The organism is Pararhodospirillum photometricum DSM 122 (genome assembly GCF_000284415.1).
GTDB classification, from domain to species: Bacteria; Pseudomonadota; Alphaproteobacteria; order Rhodospirillales; family Rhodospirillaceae; genus Pararhodospirillum; species Pararhodospirillum photometricum.
Genome location: NC_017059.1, coordinates 1,982,742 through 2,001,643, shown reverse-complemented (window position 1 = coordinate 2,001,643; position 18,902 = coordinate 1,982,742). Strand labels below are relative to the sequence as shown.

The window sequence follows — 18,902 nt, the reverse complement described above, 5'->3', positions numbered from 1 at the left end:
GGTCCAAGATTCGTCCGGGGGCGGGGCGAGGCTCCGGGCGGGCGGCTGGCGGCGTTGTACCGTGTCGCGAGACCCCTCGGCCATCCGTTTCCCGCAGCGCAAAGATTGTTTAACACCCTTGCCTCGGAACTGAAACACTCCTATCTTTAAAGCGCACTCAGAGCGCCTTTAGCTCCCGTCCTTCCCGAGGGCAGGCAGCATGGCCCGAGTGAACGCCCCCTCTCCCCGGACTCCCCGCCTTCCCAAGGATTACGCCATGCCTGCCAAGTCCCTTCAACGTTTCGCCGATGGGGTGTTGGCCCTGACCTCGGCTCCTGCGCCCCAAGCCCAGCCTCGGCGGGTGTGCCTGATCGCCAACCCGGCGGCGGGTCAGGGACGCGGCCAGCGGGTCCGCCGCGCGGTGGCACGCCTGGAAAGCCTGGGCTGTCCGGTGCGCTGGGCCCTGACCGAGCGGCCGGGCGACGCCACCCGCCTCGCGCGGGAGGCGGTGGCCCGGGGCGATGTGGACGTGGTGGTGGCCGCCGGCGGCGACGGCACCATCAACGAAGTCGCAAACGGCCTCGTGGGCAGCGCGGTTGCACTCGGGGTAATCCCGCTGGGGACAGCCAATGTCCTGGCCATTGAGGCCGGCGTGCCGCGTCGCCCGGAACACGCGGCCCAGGTGATCGCCACCGGGCGGCTGCGCCCCCTCTATCTGGGCGAGGTGCGAGGCTCGGCGGAGACGCCGCTGGGCGGGCCGCGCCGCTTTGTCATGATGGCCGGGGCTGGTTTCGATGCTCACGTGGTCGATACGGTGGACCTCGGGCTCAAGCGCCGCACCGGCGCCCTGGCCTATGCCTGGGGCGCGTTCCATCGGGCGTTTCGCTATACTTTCCCCTCGTGTCTGGTGAGCGTCACCACCCCCGACGGCCGCGAGATCGAGGCCGAAGCCTCCACCGTGGTGGTCTGCAACGGGCGCCATTACGGCGGCCCCTTTGTTGCCGCGCCCCGGGCCGACATCTCCCAGCCGACCTTCCAGGTGGTGGTCCTGACCCGACCCGGCCTGATCAACGCGGCCCGCTACGGCGCGTGGTTGATGCTGGGGCGCCTGGAGCACTTGCCCGATGTGCGGGTGATCGAGGCGACGCGGGTGCGGATCCATCTCCAGGACGCCGAGCCCTTGCAAGCCGACGGCGACACCATCGCCCACATGCCGGTCGAGATCGTCATGACCCCCCAGCCCGTTTCCCTGATCGTCCCGGACTGGGCCCCGGGCAACGACGCCGGCGCGTGATCATTTCGGCCAGCTACCGCACCGATCTGCCCGCCTATCACGGCCGCTGGTTTCTCGAACGGCTGGCGGCGGGCGACGTCGCGGTGCCCAACCCCTACAGCGGCACGCCCAGCCTCGTTTCGCTCCATCCCTCGCGAGTGTCGGGCTATGTGTTCTGGACCCGCGACCCCCAGCCCTTTCTCGAGGCGCTGGCCGTGGTGCGGGGTCAGGGCGTGCCGTTTGTCGTCCAGATGTCCCTTACCGGCTATCCTGGACTCTTGGAGCCCCGGCGCATCGGTCTTGGCCCGGCCTTGCGCGTCATGGCCGAGATCCGGCGGCTCTATGGCCCGCGCGCCTTGGTGTGGCGCTACGATCCGGTGTTGATCACCAGCGAGACGCCGCCGGCCTTCCATCGCCAGCAGTTTGCCAGACTCGCCCACGCCGTGGCCCGCCAAGGCCTCGCCGACGAGGTGGTGGTGTCGTGGTTCCACCCCTATCGCAAGGCCCAGGTCCGCCTCAATCATCTGGCCCGAAGCGGCGGCTTCTCCTGGCGTGACCCCGACGAGACGGAAAAACGGGCCCTGCTGGGCGACATGGCCGCCGAGGCCACCGCGCTTGGTCTGCGCTTTAGCGTCTGCGCCCAGGCGGCAATGGACGTGCCGGGCAGCCAGGCCGCCACTTGCATCGACGCCCAACGCCTCTCCGATCTCGGCGGCCGCCTCATCGCCGCTAAACCCAAACCCCAACGCCCGGGATGCGGATGCGCCGAAGCCCGCGACATCGGCGCCTACGATACCTGCCACCGCGGGTGTGTGATGTGTTACGCAACGCGAGGGGTGGGGCGGAGCGGGTGACTCGGGGCTGTCGCCCCGGACCCCACCTGGGGCGATGCCCCAGACCCCTTTTTCTTCTGTTCATGGCCTCCCTTCCCCCTCCTTTTTGAAAAGCGCGCTTTTCAAAAAGGAGGGGGAAGGGAGGCCAATAAAAGCAGCAGGTAGCGCGCGCCTTCGGTCGTCGTCGCGGTGGCTTGGTATTGCGTTTGGAGAGCGCGCAGGGCGTCGAGCCCTAAGCTGTCCACTTCATTACGGACCTGGTCGGCGATATTGCGAGTAGCCAACGCTCCATCGCCCCCAGCATCGACAATTTCGGCAATAGACCGATCTGCTGTTGCCGCGATGCTTTCGATTTCGTTCAGGTATCCTTTGTTATTAAGTTCACGAGACGTGGCTGTCAGCGTTTTGTTGACGTTTTCAGCAATTTTTGCTGTCGCAATCGCGACCTTATCTGCCGCCTGGGCGGCGCTCAGCCCAAAATCGGCGGCATTCTCGGCTAGTAAGGCAAAGGCGGCGCGCGCGTCTTTCACGGTCTTCGCAAGGTCCGACAACTCCGGCTCCGCATCAGTAATCCCGAGCAATACATCCACCTGCTTGGTCATCGCGGCCTGCGCGTCTCCCTGGGCAATGCCGTAGTCCGCCAAGAGCGGCCCGACATTTTCCATGGTGGCGACCAGTTTTTGCATTTGCTGGGTAACTTCTCCCGCAACTGGAGTTACGGCGCGAATTCCAACGAGCTGCTCGACGTAGGCCCGGCTTGCCTCTGTCGCGGCGGCCGTGTCAAACCCAAGGCGCGCGGCCGTGGCGTTGAATTCGCCCAGGTATTGGCGCGCCTCTGACAAGCTTGTCTTGACCGTAGACGTGATTGTGCTTGCCACATCTGTGGTCCCGTTTTTCAGGGCGTAGAGCGTATCGTTGAAATTCAACGCATACTTCACGTCTTCGACGATGGTGCCAATGTTTGCTTTTGTGGCGGCGTTCAAGACCTTCGTGACGAGCGGGTCAACGTCTTGGAGGTTTTTTCCAAGATCTCGCATATAAAGCGCGACGGCGGTTTCAATATCCACAACATTTTGACCATTGTACCAGCCAGTGCCGACATTCTTTTTCCGACCATAGCCAATAGACGAAGCAAATTCAGTCAGCGTGCCTCCAGACATTTTGACAATAGAATCCGCCGCCGACACAATAGGGTCAAGCACACTTTTGTATTCGTCTTCTTTAAGGTGCTTCGCCCCATAGGCGTTAGTCGTGGCGCCGGCCTCCGATGTCGTGAAAAGGACCGCGGCATTGGGGTTTGGCGTCTTGCTTTTGAACAGCCCAGAGAGGGCGGACCCCAAGAAGGCCCCGGCCACCGCCCCGATCGGGCCGGCCACCGCCCCTAAAGTCGAGCCCGCCGTGGCGCCGAGTGCGGTGCCGACAGCGGTGCCCGCCATGCCGCCGCCGACCGAGCCCAGGACCCCCAGCCCGGTGTCGATCAGCATATTCCCCGAGCCCTTGAACCCCAGGAGGGAGGCGCCAAGACTGCCCACAATACCCCAGGGACTGGCGTTGATGCCGCCGGCCAGGGCGGAGCCGAGGCCTGTCACGCTCATCGCCGGCGTTCCGGCGGCGAGCCCGGGGCCGATCAAGTTGGTTGGGCCGCTAGCCCCACCAATTGCCGCACCAACGGGTGTGACACTGGACAAGCCTAAGGTCTGTCCAACCGAGCCCGTCACAAACTGCGTGCCCAAGCTGGTGGACATACCAGACGACAGCGACGACCCGACCCCGAGCATGTCGCCGATCCCAAAGCCGCCCGACGATGCGCCAGCAACAGACGCAGCCCCGGCCGCTGTGGTGGCCGCCGCGCCGGTGCCGGTTAGGGCAGCAACCATTCGCACCGCGATCGGGCGCAAGGCAGCTTCGGCGGCGGCGCGAACCAAGAAGGCGCCAAAATCGCGCAGCATGCCCTTGAGCATGTCGGACCAGGACTGGCGCGTATCCGAGAACAGACCATCAACAAGACGATCAGCGCCATACTTGGTGACGTTATCAACCATGTCCTCGAACTGCTTTTGCTGCTGTTCGATGGCCTTTTGCTGTTCCTTAAGCGCCGCTTGTTGGTTGTACGCCGCAAGCCACTGCTGGTATTTGTCGCTGTTTTTGTCGATGGCGGTGCCCAGTTTGTCGCGCAGTGCGGCTTCCGCCTCCAAAAGGCCGGCCTCGCGGGTGCGGCCGGACATCTCGAGCGAGAGGATCTCGTTCTGAAATTCGAGCGCCTTGGTGGTCTCATCGAAAGAAGCCGCCAGCTTCTCGGCAGGCGTGCGCGCTTCTTCCATGGCGCGCTTCAGGTCCTCGTCGTAGCGACGACGCAGCACTTCGGCCATGTCGCCGTTCGCCAAGCCGGCTTTGGTGAGGACGGCCAGATCTTCCTGGTATTTCCGCGTGGCGGCGCCGACGGGGTCGAGTTCATCTTTGAGCGACTGGAGGTCTTTAGCGTAGTCCTTGGCGGCCCTCGCCCCCTCCTTAGCGCTCTTTGTCGCCGCGTCTTGAGCCGCCTTGATATCGGCCTGCGCCCTTTCGACGACGCCTTTCAGGCGTAAAAACTCATTGATATCATTGATATCAAGGTCTTCAGATCCCGGAAGATCAGACATCTCAAATCGGGCCAGGGTATCTTGAGCGGCCTTCAGTCCTTCGGCCTTCAAGGCCCTCTGAGCAGCACTGAGGCGAATAGCTTCGGTTTGCAGCGCCTCAAACTTCTGCATCGCCGGAGACGCAGCGTCGCCCATCGCCCTGATGCCGTCGGCGGCTTCCTGCCCGCTCCGACCAAGCCACTTGGCAGTGAAGGCTGCCTCGTCCATCGTCCCAGAAAGCACCTTCACCCGGTCGGAGGCCATGCCGTACTGGTCGCGCGCCTCTTGCATCTTCTGGTTCGCGCTACTTGTCGAGGCCAGCCACGCCAAAATATTGTCGCGCCCCTCCCCGCCAATTACGTTTGCAAACTCGCGGATTTTCAGAGTGTAGGCGCCGACACTGTCGGAGCCTGTGTAAAACCCCGCCCCAAGGCGGTTTAGGTCTGCAGTATACGGGCCAATTCCGAGAGTAAGTCCTTCAACGAGGGAAAGCGTCAACCTCTCCATGCTGCTTTGGATGGAGCGCGTGGCGTCGGCAATGATTGACTGCTGCTTTGTAATTTCAACAGCAGACTGCTCGACGCTCAGGTTTTTGTATTTTTCGATCAGGTCCTGAATGCTTGAGGCTTGACCTGCAACGCTGTTGGACAGGGTGTCGCTTGCCAAGCGAAGGCTTTCCGCAGCCTGCTCTGCCTCGGTCTGCCGGGTGGCGAGCAAGAGGGTCGCGCCAGCCGCCACAGTCAGCGCCGCCCCCAATGGCCCGCCGAAAAATGCGACGGTGGATGCAAAAGCCTTCTGTGCGCCGGCCGCGACGCGGGCGGCAACGCCCGTGCGGGCAATGGCGGCGGCCTGGGCATCAATAGCGGCCGTGACTCGACCCTGAGCGGCAGCATCTGCGTTCATCGCCGCGCTCAAGGCCGTGGTGTGTGCGGACAACGTCTGAAGCTGAACGGCTTCGATCCGCCGCAGGTCCATAATCTCTCTTTGACGGGCCAGCCGGCCGATGTTGTTGATCTGCGCCGCTTTTCTTACCTGCTCTGCCGCGATTTCAGCGCGGGTAACAGCCAATTGCGACTGCGTGAACGAAACGTTGGCGTTGATCCGCCCCAACGTCGCAGCGGTGGCGACCTGATCGGCCTGAGCCTGGGCAAGCGCGGCGGCGGCTTGGCTTTTGGAGGCGATAACGTTGCTGATGGCAGCTTTGGCATACCCAGGCAGTGCGGCAGCAGCGGCCGCCGTGGACGCGCCCAACTTTCCGAGCGCCACCGTCAGCAGCCCGACCCCGGCGACCTGGGCGGCCGAGAACCCATCGAAGTTCGCTCCGAGGGCGTCCACCGTACGGTTCAGGGCAGAGGTCTCATCCACCATCTGTCGGGTCAAGCCCGCAAAAGTCCCCTTCAGGGCCTCCGACAGACCAATAACATGGTCGATTTTCGCGCCGAACTTGTCCCACGCCACCCCGGCGATGTCGGCGGCCAGCCCCACGGTCATAGGCATCTTGCTAAATGCCGCTCGGGCCGCATCTGTCGCCTGGAGGAGTGCGTCAAACACCACGCGCCCGGTGAGCTTGCCTTGGGCTCCAAGCTCGCGCAAAGCCCCCATGGGAACGCCGAGCTGTTTTGCCAGTGCCTGGGCCAGGAGCGGCATATTCTCAAGGAGGGACCTTAGTTCTTCGCCCTGGAGCCGATCGGACGCCAAGCCCTGGCCCAACTGAATTGCGGCGCTGGTGGCCTCTTGCGTTGAAATTCCAGAGGCGACACCGAATTTTTGCACAGTCTCAACAAACTGCGCGACTTCCCCCCTAGTCTTGCCAATCGCCTGGGCCGCGATCGAAAAGCGCGTGAATTGCCCGGCGCTATCAACAACAGCCTGACCCGTCTGGAGGCCGATCTTGTAAAGGTCCCCGTAAGCTGCCTTGGCACCTTCAATAGACCCCGTGGCCACGGACAGCTTGCCCAGTGCGCTATTCATGCCGTCGGCGGTGCGAACAATGCTACCCAAGCCAAGGCCGGTCGCCGCAACGGCCGCTATGGCCCCCATCGGCCCCCTGTACGCGCCCAAAGGCTCCCACCACCTGCCCCAGCGGGCCGAGCATGCCGCTATGCGCCGCACTCAAGGAGCGCACGGACTCGGCTGTGCTGATATACCGCCCCCGCAACTGGGCAAGCATACGGTTTGCCTCGGCCTGCGAGACCAACCCTTGCTGAAATGCCCGGGTCAAGTCCTGCTGCGCGTTCCGTAGGCGCTGGTTGATAGCGTAAGTCTGGTCTGCCTCACGGCGCCAGCGCTCCAAAGAGGCCGCTGCCGACAGCGAAGTACGCGAATTGGCCTCGATCACCCGATCGAACTGAGAGAGCGCCCCGGATCCACGCTGGGCCGCAGCGTTCAGGCGGTCGAAAGCGCTCTCAACCCGGCGCCCGCCGGCCACGGCACCGGCGTCGTCGATCACAATTTCGTGGACCAGACGGTTGATATCGACCATTGGGCACTCTCCAACAAAAAAGCCGCCACGGTCTCCCGTGACGGCTTGTTTTCGGCTCTGCGTTGATTCAGGGTTGCCGCTCTAACCTTGAGCGGAGGCGATGGATGAAGTCTAAAAGCTGCACTATTGTCGTATTGCTTATATCGATGCCGTTTACTTCTTTGGCTGGAGATCAGTCCTGCAAGAGCATAAAGGATAATAATGAAAGATTGGCGTGCTACGATTCAGTAACGGAAAGAGAAAGCAGGCCGGAAAAATCTTTACGGGAATCCGGGTGGATTACAAAAACGGAAAGAGATCCAATAGACGACTCTGAAAGCACCTTCTTTGCCCTTGATTCTATGGGAGGAGCCCGCAGGAATGGCGATCCCGTCCTCATGGTTGTTCGATGCAAGAAAAAGGAAACAGACGTGATCCTGTCATGGGGTGAGTATCTCGGACGGGATAAGATTGACGTAACCACTAGGCTGGATGACTACCCCMCAATAAAATCTCAATGGGGGGCTTCGACATCATCAACGTCCACGTTCCACCCTCAGCCGATACGGTTTTTGAAGGAGTCTTACAACAGAACAAAATTCGTGGCCCAGGTTGAGCCGTACAGGTCGGCGCCCATAACGGCGGTTTTCGATCTGAACGGAATAAAGGATGTGGTCTCCAGTATTTCAAAAGCATGTGCCTGGACATACGAAGACTGACTGCCCCCAAACCAAGGGCCGGGCTCATCACCCGGCCCCCTCTCAATCAAGCCGTTGCGCCCATGCCCCGGACGGTCTGGATCACGCCCCAAAACATCTTGGTGCGGTCGTCGCTGTCGCGTTGCGCCCCATAGCGCTGTTCGACACCGCTGTTCGCATGCCAGCGCCACACCAAGCGCAACTGCACGGCCACGCCCTCCAAGGTCTTGGGCTCCAGGACGGAAATCCGGTCCTCGATCTCGTAAAAGCGCTCCCACATCTCTTCGGGCATGCCGTCTTCGCCGGGGTGGTCGTAGCTGGTGGCGAGCAGTTCCTCATGCTCGGCCCCCAGGGCGAGGAGTTCGGCGTCCGGGCTCTGGCTGTGGGCCAGGATGGGGATGCCGACCAGGGCGGCGGTTGTGGCAACAGCAGCCGTGGACGCGAGGAAACCCGTCTGGTTTGCATGGCCATCACTCCGCCGCGTCCAGGTTCAAGCCGCCGTTCGTCGGCACCTTGGCCCCTGGAACCGCCCGGGCCAACTTGGCGAGACCCTTTCCGGTCACGCGAACCGATTCCGCCACTTTCTCCGTCCCATCAGGCCGCGAAACCGTCGCGACCTTATGCTCCAGCAACCCGGCCTGGATCTTGTCCTGGTAGGCCAGCCACCCCGCCTTGCCCGGGCGGCGATACGTCCACCCATGCCCGCTCATCCAATCGAAGAGCGCCTTGGGCCGGATCTGAAGCGTCTTCGCTGCATCGGTGACGCACATGGAGTTGTCGGCCCCGGCGATCCGATCGAAGGCCGCAACGGTGGCTGAGGCCGCCTCAACCTTCCGCTCGGCCATGTCGGCCCGGCGCTCGGCCTCGATGCGCTTGGAGCACTGCTCCAGGATAAGGGTTTGCAGAACAACCGGGTCGGACAGGTCGGGGAGCGCAGGCTTGCGAAGGGACTCCTCCATGTCGTTGAACTGCTGGATATAGCGGACCTTGAACTCCATCGCCTTCGGGCCGGTGTAGCCCATGACCAACAGCGTGAAGCCGTCGCGGGTCATGTCGAAGGACCGGATTTCGCGGTTCGCACCTTCGTCAAAGGCCACGATCTGCCGAAACCACGGGCCCCCCAGATTTGGGGAGCTAATGTTTTCAATGACTTGGTCAACGTCCCGGAGGACGTGGTCGTGCCGCTTTCCGAAGAAGTCCGCAACGTCGCGGCTGTTGGCGAAAACGATTCCGTCCTTCACGTGGACGGTCGGTGCTGGTAGAATCTGCGTCATAACTGCCTCTCGTGTAGGCGGTTGTGGTGAAAGGCCCCGGCTCGCAACCGGGGCCGCTTTTTTGGTGGCGGGGATAGTTTCCTAGGCCAGCCCCGCCACCATCCGCTTGCGATGTTAGCAAGGATAGTGCAATATCGACACTAAGATATATGCACAAAAAGGGCAATAGGGGTCTTTACGTGACGATTAGCGCCGCGCAATGCAGGGCCGCCAGGGCAATGGTCGAGTGGTCACGTGACCAGCTTGCGGAAGCGGCTGCGGTGTCAAAGCGCACCATTGTCGATTTCGAGCGCGGAGCACGCGCCCCCCAGCGATCCACCCTCGCCGCCATCCAGCGCGCCCTTGAAGACGCGGGCGTGCGGTTCACCGAGGCTGGGGTGGAGCTTCTCGATAAACCACCTCATCGCTAGGTCCGGCCCAAACCGCTACCCTTATCCGCCTCCGCACTGGCCCGCCGCGCTCTCAAAAACTCGTCGTCGATCGCGCGCACCATCCGCAGGTACAGCAGCAACTCGCGCCGCCCCGCCACCCCGTCGATTTCGCGGGCGAAGGCGAGGATGGCGCTCGTCGGGATGGCTCCAATGTCCATCCCGACCGGGCGATCCGAAGTCAAGTAGTGGAAGGCCTCGACATAGCGGGCCAGGGCCGGGCTAAGCGGCGGGGCGACGCACACCTCGGGCGGCTCTTCGCCGTCCTCGGTGTGCATCCGGGCGATATTCTCGGCGTCAGCCCCCCACCCGAACCGCCACTCGGCCCAAACCCTTAGTTTTTTTCCGCGCCAGCCTCGGCAGCGGCGCGGAAATTGTCCTCGCTGCTGGCCGCGAGCAGCAGCTTGGTGCGCAGAGGCTTGAACTTCGGGTGCTGGAGGGCCTGCGACACCACCTTGGGATCGGAGGTGTCCAGCGGAACGCCGCCGATCGTCCAAGGCCCGATCCACTCGACCGCCAGCCCCTGGGCGATCCAGTCGCAGGTCAACCGCGCCTGGATGTCGTCGGGGATCTCGCGGAACGAGGAGTAGGGCTTATAGAGGCGCTCACGCACCGCCTGGGCCTTGTCGGAGCCCGCCGAGCGCAGGCGCACGCCGCTGTCGGCCGAGAGCATGAGCACGAAACCGCCTTCAAACAGGCCTTCGTCAACGGCAAAGTCATTCAAATCCATGATCGTCCTCGTGAAAGAAAAGGCCGCGTCAAGCGGCCGGGAAGCGGTTGATGCCCATGGTCCAGCCAAGGGTCGGGTGGGGGTCGGCCATCCACTCGAAAGTGGCCATGACCGGCTGGTTGGGGCCGCCACGCTCGCGCGTGACCTTGCCCAAGACGATCTCCGGCAATTCCACGATATAGCTGTTGCCGGATTTGTCCGTGACTTGGTAACTGGTGCGGATTGCCGCCTCAGACTTGTAAAGGTCGTAGGCCGAATAATCGGAAAAGTAGATCTTGACTTGACCGGAGACCGTAAAGGTTCCCAGGGTCACCCCAATAGCGCCCGGGTCCCCAAGGGCGAAGTTTGCCGCCGCGCCTTCACGGGCGATGGTCGTGGTCAGACTGTCCACCTTGGCGCCGGTGAGGCTGCCCAGCGCGATGGCGCGCATGTTGCCCACCGTGTTGAACACGCGGTTGGTCGGCGCGGCCCCCATGGTGCCGACCGCAGAAGCGGCCTTTTCCTCAGACTTGGCGATCAGGTCAATGGTGCCGGAAAAGAACTGCCCTCGGGCCGCGTTGATTTGACCTCCAGAAGCAATGCACCCCGAGTAAATAAAGCCGTGCGTGGTACTGTAGCGCTCCTGGATCGACAGCGTGTTGACCACGGTGCTGTTGACCAGCAGAGAGCCGGAGACCGTGACCGCCTCGCCCCCGGCATCGGTGGCGGGAGCCGGGTCTACGGTGATGGACGCGCCGTCCGAGGCCTTGGCCGTGACGCGGAAGTAGCCGTTGGCACACACCCGGCGGGACCGGGGCGTGCCCTGGGTGCTGGCCGGGGGGGCGGCCCCGGTGTTGGTGGCGAGTGTGGCGTTTGTCGAGGAGGGGGCCGAGGGAGAGCGGCCGGAAAGCTCTCTTGAAGCGCGGGAGCATGACTATGTGTGGGTGACGACCCGGCTGCCGCATGAGGGCGAGGGGTGTGGGAGGTGAGAGGGAAGGCTGGGGAGGCGCGGCCTCCCCAGACCCCTCGTTTTCTTTAGCGCCGGTGCAGGGTGAGGGCGGCGCAGACACCGACCACCAAGCCCCAAAAGGCCGAGCCCAGGCCGAGGAAGGTGACGCCAGACGCGGTGACCAGGAAGGTGAGTGACGGGCGGGCTCGCGGCCCTTGTCCTCGCGCAAGGCGTCGGCCAGCCCGTTCATGATGGCGCCAAACAGGCCGAGGCCGGCAATGGTGGCGACCAGGGCCTTGGGGAAGGCGGCGAACAAGGTGGCCAAGGTGGCCCCGAACACGCCCACCAGGATATAGAACACGCCCAGGGCCACGCCGGCGATCCAGCGCCGGTTGGGGTCGGGGTGGGCCTCGGAGCCCGAGCACAAGGCGGCGGTGATGGCCGCCAGATTGATCCCATGGGCGCCAAACGGGGCCAGCGCCGCCGAGACCAGCGAGGTGCCCCAGACCAGGGGGCCCGCCGGCGTTTGGTAGCCAAAGGCCCGCAGCACCGCCACGCCGGGCACGAACTGGCCGGTGAGGGTGATCAGAGCCAGGGGCAGGCCCACGCTCAACAAGGCTTCCAGGGAAAAAGCCGGGGTGGTCCAGTGCGGCACCGCCGGGGTCAGGCTGACGTCGGACAAATGGAGATCGCCTAAGGCGGCGCTGAGGCCCACCCCAAGGGCCAGGACCAGGGCAATGGCGTAGCGTGGGGCGAGGCGGCGAAAGATCAGATAGGCGGCGAACAGGCTGCCAACGAGAACCGGATCCTCGGGAAAAACCTTGAACACCTCGACGCCAAAGCGAAACAAAATACCGGCCAGCATGGCGGCGGCCAGACTGCGCGGCAGGCGGTTGGTCAGGGCGTCGAACAGCCCCGAGGCCCCAAGAGCGGTCAGCAGCAGCGAGGCCACCAGAAACGCGCCCACGGCCTCGGGATACGAGACGCTCGCCAAGGCCGTGACCAGCAAGGCCGCTCCCGGGGTGGACCACGCGGTGATGATGGGCGCGCGGGTGCGCCAGGACAAGACAATGGCCGAGAGCCCCGATCCCAGCGAGACGGCCCAGATCCATGATGACATCTGCGCCTGATCGAGGCCCGCCGCTGCCCCGGCCTGGAACATCAGCACCGAGGGGCCGGCAAACGACACTACCACGGCGATAAAACCGGCCACCACGGCCGAGAGGGAGAACTGCGCACCCACCTTGTCTTCTCCTTGGTCCCGGGGAGGAGCCTTGTTCTTACGCGCCCTCGCCTGGACAAACCAGAGGAGAGCGTTTGAAGGACCAAAGTGAGCGAGGGGTCTGGGGGGGCCGCGCCTCCCCAGCCTTTTCCGTCCTTGCCTGTCTCACTCCAAGGCCCCCTCGACAGGCGTCGGCCACGAGGAACAGGCAAGGCGCAACAAGCTCAGGGCTTTGTCGAACGAGTACGCCTCCAGATGCCGGGCTATTTCCTGGACAACGGCGAGCCCCAAGGCAGGCGTCAAGATCCCGACATCGCTGCGGAAAGCGGCCAGGGCAGACATGTCGTCAATCCGCAACAAATCCTCCAAGCGCGCGGCCGCGACGCGCGCTTGCTCCCAGTCTGGGTCTGCCTCAGGGAGCTGTTCCTCGGTCAATGTCGGCAAGAGATCGGACAGCCTTGCTTGCAGGGCCGCAAAGGCGGCTCCCAACTGGATGACTTGGTCGTTGAGAGAGGGGGGAGGCGTCTCGTCGCGCAAGCTGGCTTCGACCGCGGCGGCGGCGGCCCGTACCTCATAAGCCCCAAGGGTCGCGGCAACACCTTTCAAAGTGTGGGCGGCAAGTCGAGCCTCATCGCGATTGCCAACGGCAAGGGCCGCTTCCAGCCGTTCTTGCTCGGTCGAACTCGTGAAGCGCCCGAGCAAGCGGACATACAACTCCCGTCGCCCGTTCGCCACTTTGAGGCCCGCCGCCCAGTCGAGGCCCGGCATGCCCTCAATCCCCCGCCACAAGGTATCAAAGCGCTCCCCAGGGACGGCCCCCCCCTCCAGGGGATCAGGCGACGGTGCCAGTCCCTCGACCGCGGGCAGCCAGCGCAAGACAGTGCGATAGAGAATCTCGGGGTTCACCGGCTTGGAGATGTGGTCATTCATGCCGGCGGCAAGGCAGGCGGCCCGGTCCTCTTCGAAGGCATTGGCGGTCATGGCGATGATGGGCACGTCTTGCCGGTTGGGATCCGCCCGGATCAGGCGCGTGGCGGCCAGGCCATCCATCATGGGCATTTGCATGTCCATCAAAATCAGATCGTAGGTCCGCTTGCGGGCCAGGTCGGCGGCGATTTCACCGTTGTCGGCCACGTCCACCCGCATGCCGACACTGGTGAGCAGTTCCTGGGCGACCTCCTGGCTGACCACGTTGTCCTCGACCAGAAGCAAGGAAGCGCCGCCGCGTTGGCGCAACCGGCGCTCGGCGTCGCCGGCTTCCGGCAAGGCCGCCAGGGAGTGGTGGCCGGAAAAGGCGTCTTGCAAGGCTTCGAACAGGCGCGATGGTGTGATGGGTTTGGCCAACATCTCGAAAAATCCGGCCGCCGCCAGACGCTCGCGCGACACATCCTCGTTTTGGGCACTGATCAGCAAGCGCATGGGCTGTTCAGGCAGGGGGAGGGTATATAAATGACGCCCGACCTCAATGCCGCTCATGCCGGGCATGCGGGCGTCGATCAACAGCAGGTCAAAAGGCTTTTGCTCGAAGGTGGCGGCCATGACGGCTTCCAGGGCGGCCTGACCACTGTCCACCGCCATCACCTGGACCCCCATCATGGCTAGCATGTGCAAAAGGGAGTCGCGGGCGTCTTCTAGATCATCGACAACGAGAATACGCCGGTCGCGCACCTCAATGCGCTTGATGTGGGCCTCGATGGCGCTTCGGCTGGGCTCGAAGGGGATTTCCACCCAGAAGGTGCTTCCTTGACCGGGGAGGCTGTCCACCCCAATGCGGCCCTCCATCAGTTCGGTCAACCGACGCGAGATGGCAAGGCCCAGGCCGGTGCCGCCGTATTTGCGGGTGATGGAAGGATCGGCCTGTTCGAAGGGGAGGAACAGGCGCAGTCGTTGTTCCGGGGCCAAGCCGATCCCGCTATCGCTGACCTCGAAGCGCACCCAAACCTCGGTGCGTGTCTGAGAGAGGAGGCTGGCGCGCAACACCACCCGGCCATGCTCGGTGAACTTCACCGCGTTGCCCGCGAAATTGACCAGGATTTGGCCTAAGCGCATGCCGTCGCCGCGCAGGCGCAAGGGGACGGAATCGAGATCGACCACCAGTTCTAGGCCCTTGGCATCGGCCCGGTCGCGGACAAGGCCGCACACCGTATCGAAGACGGTCTCGAGATCGAAATCCACCTTCTCCAGGTGCATACGCCCGGCCTCGATTTTGGAAAGATCGAGAATGTCGTTGATGAGACCAAGAAGATGTTGGGCGGCTCCGGCGATTTTGGTCAGGTGTTCACTGTGGCGCACATCGGTGATGTCGCGACGCAAGACATGGGTCAGACCGATGATGCTGTTCATCGGCGTGCGAATTTCGTGGCTCATATTGGCCAGGAACTGGCTCTTGGAGCGGCTGGCGGCTTCGGCGGCTTCCTTGGCCTCGCGCAGTTCTAGTTCGGCTTGTTTGCGCGCGCGGATATCCTGGAACGAGACCACGGCCCCGATGCCGATCCCATCGCGGACCAGGGGGSCGCTGGCGTAGGCGACGGGGAAAAACTGGCCGTCGCGTCTCCAGAAGACTTCTGTATCGCAGGTTACCCGCTCCCCGGCCAACACTGCCCGGTTGATCGGGCAGGCCTCGTGGGGATAGAAGGTGCCATCCGCGTGGGAATGGTGCATGGCCTCGTGGGAGCACAGGCCGATCAGTTCACAGGCGTGCTCGTAGCCCAGCATGGCGGCGGCGGCGGCGTTGGCAAAGGTGACGCGGCCCTGGGGATCGATCCCGAAAATCCCCTCCGAGGTGGATTCCAGCAGCAAGCGCAGTTCTTCTTCCTTGCGGGCCAGGGCTTTGGAGGCTCGTTCCCGTTCGGTGATGTCACGGCCCTGAACGAGAAAACCGGCGAACGAGCCGTCGCGGTCGCGCAGCACGCTGTGGGTCATGGACATCAACCGGGCTCTGGTTTCCTCGCCGAAGGGGAAGGTCATCTCGCGCACCACCACGTCCTGGCCCGAGCGCAGTTGCTCGTCCTCCCATCTCTCGACCTCGGCGGCGAGGACCGGGGTTAGTACTTCAGCGGCGGTTCGGTTGTGCACTTCCTCCCACAAGGACAGGCCGCAGGCCCACAAGAAGGTGCGGCTGACCGCCTTATAGCGACGGTCGCGGTCCTTGAGCACGATCAAATCGGGAGAGGCCTCCAAGACGCGGCGGAAATCGCGGCCAATGGCCTCGGCGGCTTCCTTGGCGGCCATCACTTCGGCGGTGCGCTCGTTCACCAAGCATTCCAGATGCAGGCGATAGCATTCGAGCTGCTCGCTCATGCGCTTTTTTTCGGTAATGTCCTCCTTGATGGCCACATAATGGGTGACCATGCCGTCCTCGCGGCGCAAGGGCACAATCGTGCAAGACTCGATCAACTCCCGGCCGTCCCGGGCCCGGTTGATGAATTCCCCCACCCAGGTTTCGCCCCGTCCCAAGGCCTGCCACAGGCCGCGATAGGTCGAGGCCGGGGTCTTGCCCGAGTTCAAAAGGCGTGGGTTGCGACCGAGCACCTCTTCCCGCGAGTAGCCCGTCAAGCGGACGAAGGCATCATTGACGTACTCGATTTCGGCCGACAAATTGGTGATTACCACCGGATTGGGGCTTTGCTCTACAACCAAAGAGAGTTTTCGGATGTTTTCCTCCGAGATCTTCTCCGAGGTAATGTCGTGCCAAAGCCCAACCAGATAGTGGCGCCCCTTTTGTTGGAGAGAGCCAGCACTGACCCGGACATCGATCAGGCGTCCGTCCTTGCGCCGCAGGCGGGCTTCGAAACTCTGGCTTCCTTGAATGAGAACCTGACGGACGCTCTCGCGCAGATCAACGGTCGAGTTCATCCCGCGGACATCCTGGAGGCGAAGGCCGAGCATCTCTTCGCGTCGGTAGCCAAGCATGCGGCAGGCGGCCGCATTGATGTTGACAAAGCGAAGGGTTTCTGAATCCACCAAGTCGATAGCATACGGGGCATTTTCAAAGACCGCGTGCATGAGAGCCTGGGCGTCGCGCTCGGCCTGGGCCACACGCCGGCGTTCCAGGGCTTGGCTCAGGCGGGAGGCCACGGTCTCGAACAGCGTGAGTTCCTCGACCAGAAACGGATCGCCCGCCTCCGAGGGCAGGGAGGCGATGTAAGCCACCCTGAGGCGCGCCGCGACATTGTCGTAGCCGGTGAAGCGAATGTTTTGGGCAACGGTCCCCTCGGGCAAGGGGGGGCCATGGCGAAGTCCCCCATGCTCAATACACACCAAGGCCCGTTCAGGATAACGCACCGCCGTGGGCAGGCGGGTCGCGACAGCCTCCAGCATCGCCGCCACGGCCATGTCGTCGCGTTCGGTCAGTCGGGAAATATCGTAAAGGCAGCTCAACTCCTTCATGCGTTCGGCGAGATCCTGGCGGGCTCGGCGGCGCTCGCGCACGGCATCGCGAAACACCAATACCGCCGCCGACAGATCGCGAAACAAGAGACCCGCCCCCAGGCTGCGAACCTCGGCCAGATCGTCAGGGTCGGGCTCATCGTGCAACAAGGCCTGAACCGTGCGCGACAACAGGGTAAACCGTTTGGTCACCCAAGAGGTGGCCAGCGCCCACGTCATCACCGCCGCTAAAAACACCAGCGCCCCGGTCAGCGACAACAGTATCAGGTGGTCAAACAAGGCATCGTCGCGCTGCTGGGCGGCTTGGATCCGGTCCTGGGTCCTGGTCTCGGCCAGCGACAACACCTCGCGCGACACATCGGCAAAACTGGCCCCGGCTCGATAGGCTTGGTGCAAAGCGGCCGAGGGATCTCCCAGCGCCAGATCCGCCGCGAGCAAGGCAAAGCGACGATACGCAAGAAAGCTCGATTGCGCCGAGTGTTCGGCCGGTCCCGAGCGTTCGAGGACACTCAAGGCCTGCACCAAACGGTCAAGTTCACGCTCCAGATCGGCCCGACGTCGGCCCAGTTCCTCGCGGTCGATGCGTCGGGCGGCGGCCCGTTCCAAAAGCAAGGTCAGCTCCCGCTGCACCGAAGAGAGGTGAAGCAAAAACCGAGGGGCCTCGCTGTCCGCTGTGGTGCTGTTTCGTTGCGACGCGACATCCCGGACATGTCCTTGCCACAGACTGGTCAGGGACAAGGTCGCAACGCAGCTCTGAATCAAGGCGATAACAACAACGGGCAGGAAAAGGATCAGGGCGTAAAAGCGCCGTCCCTTCATGCTCCGGCCCCGCCTTTCTCTTCTCCTCGCACGGGGGGCTCGTTGTCGGGATCGGCAAAGCGCTGGGCGATGGCGTGGAAGGTCTCGGGCTGGGCCAGGAACACATCGACCACGCGAGGATCAAAATGCGTGCCGCGTCCTTCCACCAAAATACGGGTCGCCTCGGTGAGGGGGAGCGGCGGCTTGTAGACCCGGCGGCAGACCAGCGCATCAAAAACGTCGGCCAGTGCCATCAAGCGGGCCGAGACGGGGATGGCTTCCCCCACCAAGCCCTGGGGATAGCCCGTCCCGTCCCAGCGCTCGTGATGGCACAGCGCGATTTCCTGAGCCACGCGCAGGAAAGCAAAGGCGCCAAAACGGGGGTCTTCCGACTGGGGGCCAGCCCCGGCGAGCGCTTGTTCCATGGCCCGGGCAATGGCCTCGGCGCCAATCAGGGGGTGGGTCTTCATCACCTCGAATTCTTCGGGCGTCAGGCGTCCGGGCTTGAGCAAGATGGCGTCGGGAATGCCGACCTTGCCGATATCGTGCAGGGGGGCCGCCTTGACCACCATGCCCAGGCGGGAGCCAGCCAGGGCGTCTCGAAATCCCTCGGTGTCTCTTAGGGTGTTAGCCAGGGTTTCTACATACGACTGGGTGCGTACAATATGGTGGCCGGTTTCGTTGTCGCGGGCTTCGGCAAGGCACGCCAAGGCCCGCACGCCCAGATCCTGGATCAGGAGGTTTTCGCGCATGCGCCGCGAGACCTCGTGCTCCAGGCTTTCGTTGCGGTCGGCCAGACGATCGCGGGCGTGCTTGAGTTCCAGGTGGGTGCGGACCCGGGCCAGGACGATGGAGGGATTGATGGGCTTGGTGATGTAATCCACGGCGCCCAAGGCAAGGCCGCGTTCCTCGTTATCCACGCCATCCACGGCGGTGATGAAGATGACGGGGACATGACGGGTGCGGGGATCGTCGCGCAGGTGCCCAAGGACGGTCAATCCATCCATGTCCGGCATCATCACATCGAGCAAGATCAGATCTGGCCGGGGCTCGGAGAGGGCAACCTTCAGGGCCCGCTCCCCGGAATTGGCGACCCGGACTCGGTAATAGGGATTGAGAAGCTCGCCTAGCACCGTCAAGTTTTGCGGCGCATCGTCAACGACGAGAACGGTGGAGGTGCCGATAAAGGACGAAACCATCGTCGTCTCCTGGTTCATGCTCGTCTCCCCGAGGCCCATGGCACGCCGGCTGACCGGTTCCCCCCACGTCGA

General features: G+C 63.5%; 14 protein-coding genes and 1 pseudogene. 4 read left to right on the top strand and 11 right to left on the bottom strand.

What is annotated here, in order from left to right; all coding sequences use genetic code 11:
- Positions 1-256: 256 nt before the first annotated feature.
- Both RSPPHO_RS18360 and RSPPHO_RS08900 read left to right on the top strand, forming a co-directional pair.
- Positions 257-1,273, top strand: coding sequence for a diacylglycerol/lipid kinase family protein (locus RSPPHO_RS18360; protein ID WP_157879148.1), 1,017 nt, complete (start codon positions 257-259; stop codon positions 1,271-1,273).
- The gene (locus tag RSPPHO_RS08900; protein WP_069187544.1) at positions 1,270-2,106 is read left to right on the top strand and encodes a DUF1848 domain-containing protein; all 837 of its coding nucleotides are present in this window, start codon (positions 1,270-1,272) and stop codon (positions 2,104-2,106) included. Before RSPPHO_RS18360 ends, RSPPHO_RS08900 begins: the two co-directional genes overlap by 4 nt.
- Before the next feature lie 101 nt (positions 2,107-2,207).
- Here RSPPHO_RS08900 and RSPPHO_RS08895 read toward each other — a convergent pair whose 3' ends face one another.
- Both RSPPHO_RS08895 and RSPPHO_RS08890 read right to left on the bottom strand, forming a co-directional pair.
- A complete protein-coding gene (locus RSPPHO_RS08895) occupies positions 2,208-6,743 on the bottom strand; it encodes a tape measure protein (RefSeq protein WP_041794835.1) in 4,536 nt (1,511 codons plus the stop codon).
- Entirely contained in the window at positions 6,697-7,185 is a 489-nt protein-coding gene (locus RSPPHO_RS08890) for a hypothetical protein (protein WP_041794832.1), read from the bottom strand. The genes RSPPHO_RS08895 and RSPPHO_RS08890 overlap by 47 nt, the downstream gene beginning before the upstream one ends.
- 104 nt (positions 7,186-7,289) lie before the next feature.
- Between RSPPHO_RS08890 and RSPPHO_RS18895 the strand changes: the two genes are divergently transcribed.
- Positions 7,290-7,883 carry a type VI secretion system-associated protein TagO gene (locus RSPPHO_RS18895; RefSeq protein ID WP_081581698.1) on the top strand — a complete coding sequence of 198 codons (594 nt, stop codon included), beginning with the start codon at positions 7,290-7,292 and terminating at the stop codon, positions 7,881-7,883.
- A 46-nt stretch (positions 7,884-7,929) separates the two neighbouring features.
- Here RSPPHO_RS18895 and RSPPHO_RS08885 read toward each other — a convergent pair whose 3' ends face one another.
- Together RSPPHO_RS08885 and RSPPHO_RS17775 are read right to left on the bottom strand one after the other, a co-directional pair.
- Positions 7,930-8,154, bottom strand: coding sequence for a hypothetical protein (locus tag RSPPHO_RS08885; RefSeq protein WP_014414921.1), 225 nt, complete (start codon positions 8,152-8,154; stop codon positions 7,930-7,932).
- 178 nt (positions 8,155-8,332) lie between these two features.
- Positions 8,333-9,136, bottom strand: coding sequence for a Rha family transcriptional regulator (locus tag RSPPHO_RS17775; RefSeq protein ID WP_014414920.1), 804 nt, complete (start codon positions 9,134-9,136; stop codon positions 8,333-8,335).
- 179 nt (positions 9,137-9,315) lie between these two features.
- Here RSPPHO_RS17775 and RSPPHO_RS08870 point away from each other — a divergent pair, with 179 nt between their 5' ends.
- The gene (locus tag RSPPHO_RS08870; protein WP_051014017.1) at positions 9,316-9,546 is read left to right on the top strand and encodes a helix-turn-helix transcriptional regulator; all 231 of its coding nucleotides are present in this window, start codon (positions 9,316-9,318) and stop codon (positions 9,544-9,546) included.
- On the opposite strand, the gene RSPPHO_RS08865 is transcribed toward RSPPHO_RS08870, so the two are convergent.
- The 7 genes and pseudogenes from RSPPHO_RS08865 to RSPPHO_RS08840 form a co-directional block, all read right to left on the bottom strand.
- Positions 9,543-9,842 (bottom strand): phage tail assembly chaperone, encoded by a 300-nt coding sequence (locus RSPPHO_RS08865; protein WP_014414919.1) that lies wholly within the window; start codon positions 9,840-9,842, stop codon positions 9,543-9,545. The genes RSPPHO_RS08870 and RSPPHO_RS08865 overlap by 4 nt on opposite strands.
- Before the next feature lie 56 nt (positions 9,843-9,898).
- Positions 9,899-10,294: a hypothetical protein gene (locus tag RSPPHO_RS08860; RefSeq protein ID WP_041794830.1), complete on the bottom strand. Its 396-nt coding sequence runs from the start codon at positions 10,292-10,294 to the stop codon at positions 9,899-9,901.
- Between the two features lie 28 nt (positions 10,295-10,322).
- Complete coding sequence (locus RSPPHO_RS20980; RefSeq protein WP_041794828.1) at positions 10,323-11,075, bottom strand: phage tail tube protein; 753 nt, start codon at positions 11,073-11,075, stop codon at positions 10,323-10,325.
- Between the two features lie 233 nt (positions 11,076-11,308).
- The gene (locus RSPPHO_RS21520; protein WP_277905326.1) at positions 11,309-11,407 is read right to left on the bottom strand and encodes a benzoate/H(+) symporter BenE family transporter; all 99 of its coding nucleotides are present in this window, start codon (positions 11,405-11,407) and stop codon (positions 11,309-11,311) included.
- Positions 11,408-11,481: 74 nt separating this feature from the next.
- A pseudogene (locus RSPPHO_RS08850) lies at positions 11,482-12,411 on the bottom strand (benzoate/H(+) symporter BenE family transporter); the annotation flags it as partial.
- Positions 12,412-12,609: 198 nt separating this feature from the next.
- Positions 12,610-17,652: a PAS domain S-box protein gene (locus tag RSPPHO_RS17770; protein ID WP_014414914.1), complete on the bottom strand. Its 5,043-nt coding sequence runs from the start codon at positions 17,650-17,652 to the stop codon at positions 12,610-12,612.
- On the bottom strand, positions 17,649-18,830 hold the full coding sequence (locus RSPPHO_RS08840) for a response regulator (protein ID WP_041794827.1): 1,182 nt from the start codon (positions 18,828-18,830) through the stop codon (positions 17,649-17,651). The genes RSPPHO_RS17770 and RSPPHO_RS08840 overlap by 4 nt, the downstream gene beginning before the upstream one ends.
- Positions 18,831-18,902 lie beyond the last annotated feature (72 nt).

What these genes read in the sequence shown, in the direction of transcription:
- RSPPHO_RS17775 (WP_014414920.1), bottom strand. Translation starts at nt 9,136, where the DNA reads ATGACGCAGATTCTACCAGCACCGACCGTCCACGTGAAGGACGGAATC.
- RSPPHO_RS08865 (WP_014414919.1), bottom strand. Translation starts at nt 9,842, where the DNA reads ATGCACACCGAGGACGGCGAAGAGCCGCCCGAGGTGTGCGTCGCCCCG.
- RSPPHO_RS08895 (WP_041794835.1), bottom strand. Translation starts at nt 6,743, where the DNA reads ATGGGGGCCATAGCGGCCGTTGCGGCGACCGGCCTTGGCTTGGGTAGC.
- RSPPHO_RS08860 (WP_041794830.1), bottom strand. Translation starts at nt 10,294, where the DNA reads ATGGATTTGAATGACTTTGCCGTTGACGAAGGCCTGTTTGAAGGCGGT.
- RSPPHO_RS08840 (WP_041794827.1), bottom strand. Translation starts at nt 18,830, where the DNA reads ATGGTTTCGTCCTTTATCGGCACCTCCACCGTTCTCGTCGTTGACGAT.
- RSPPHO_RS08890 (WP_041794832.1), bottom strand. Translation starts at nt 7,185, where the DNA reads ATGGTCGATATCAACCGTCTGGTCCACGAAATTGTGATCGACGACGCC.
- RSPPHO_RS18360 (WP_157879148.1), top strand. Translation starts at nt 257, where the DNA reads ATGCCTGCCAAGTCCCTTCAACGTTTCGCCGATGGGGTGTTGGCCCTG.
- RSPPHO_RS08885 (WP_014414921.1), bottom strand. Translation starts at nt 8,154, where the DNA reads ATGCCCGAAGAGATGTGGGAGCGCTTTTACGAGATCGAGGACCGGATT.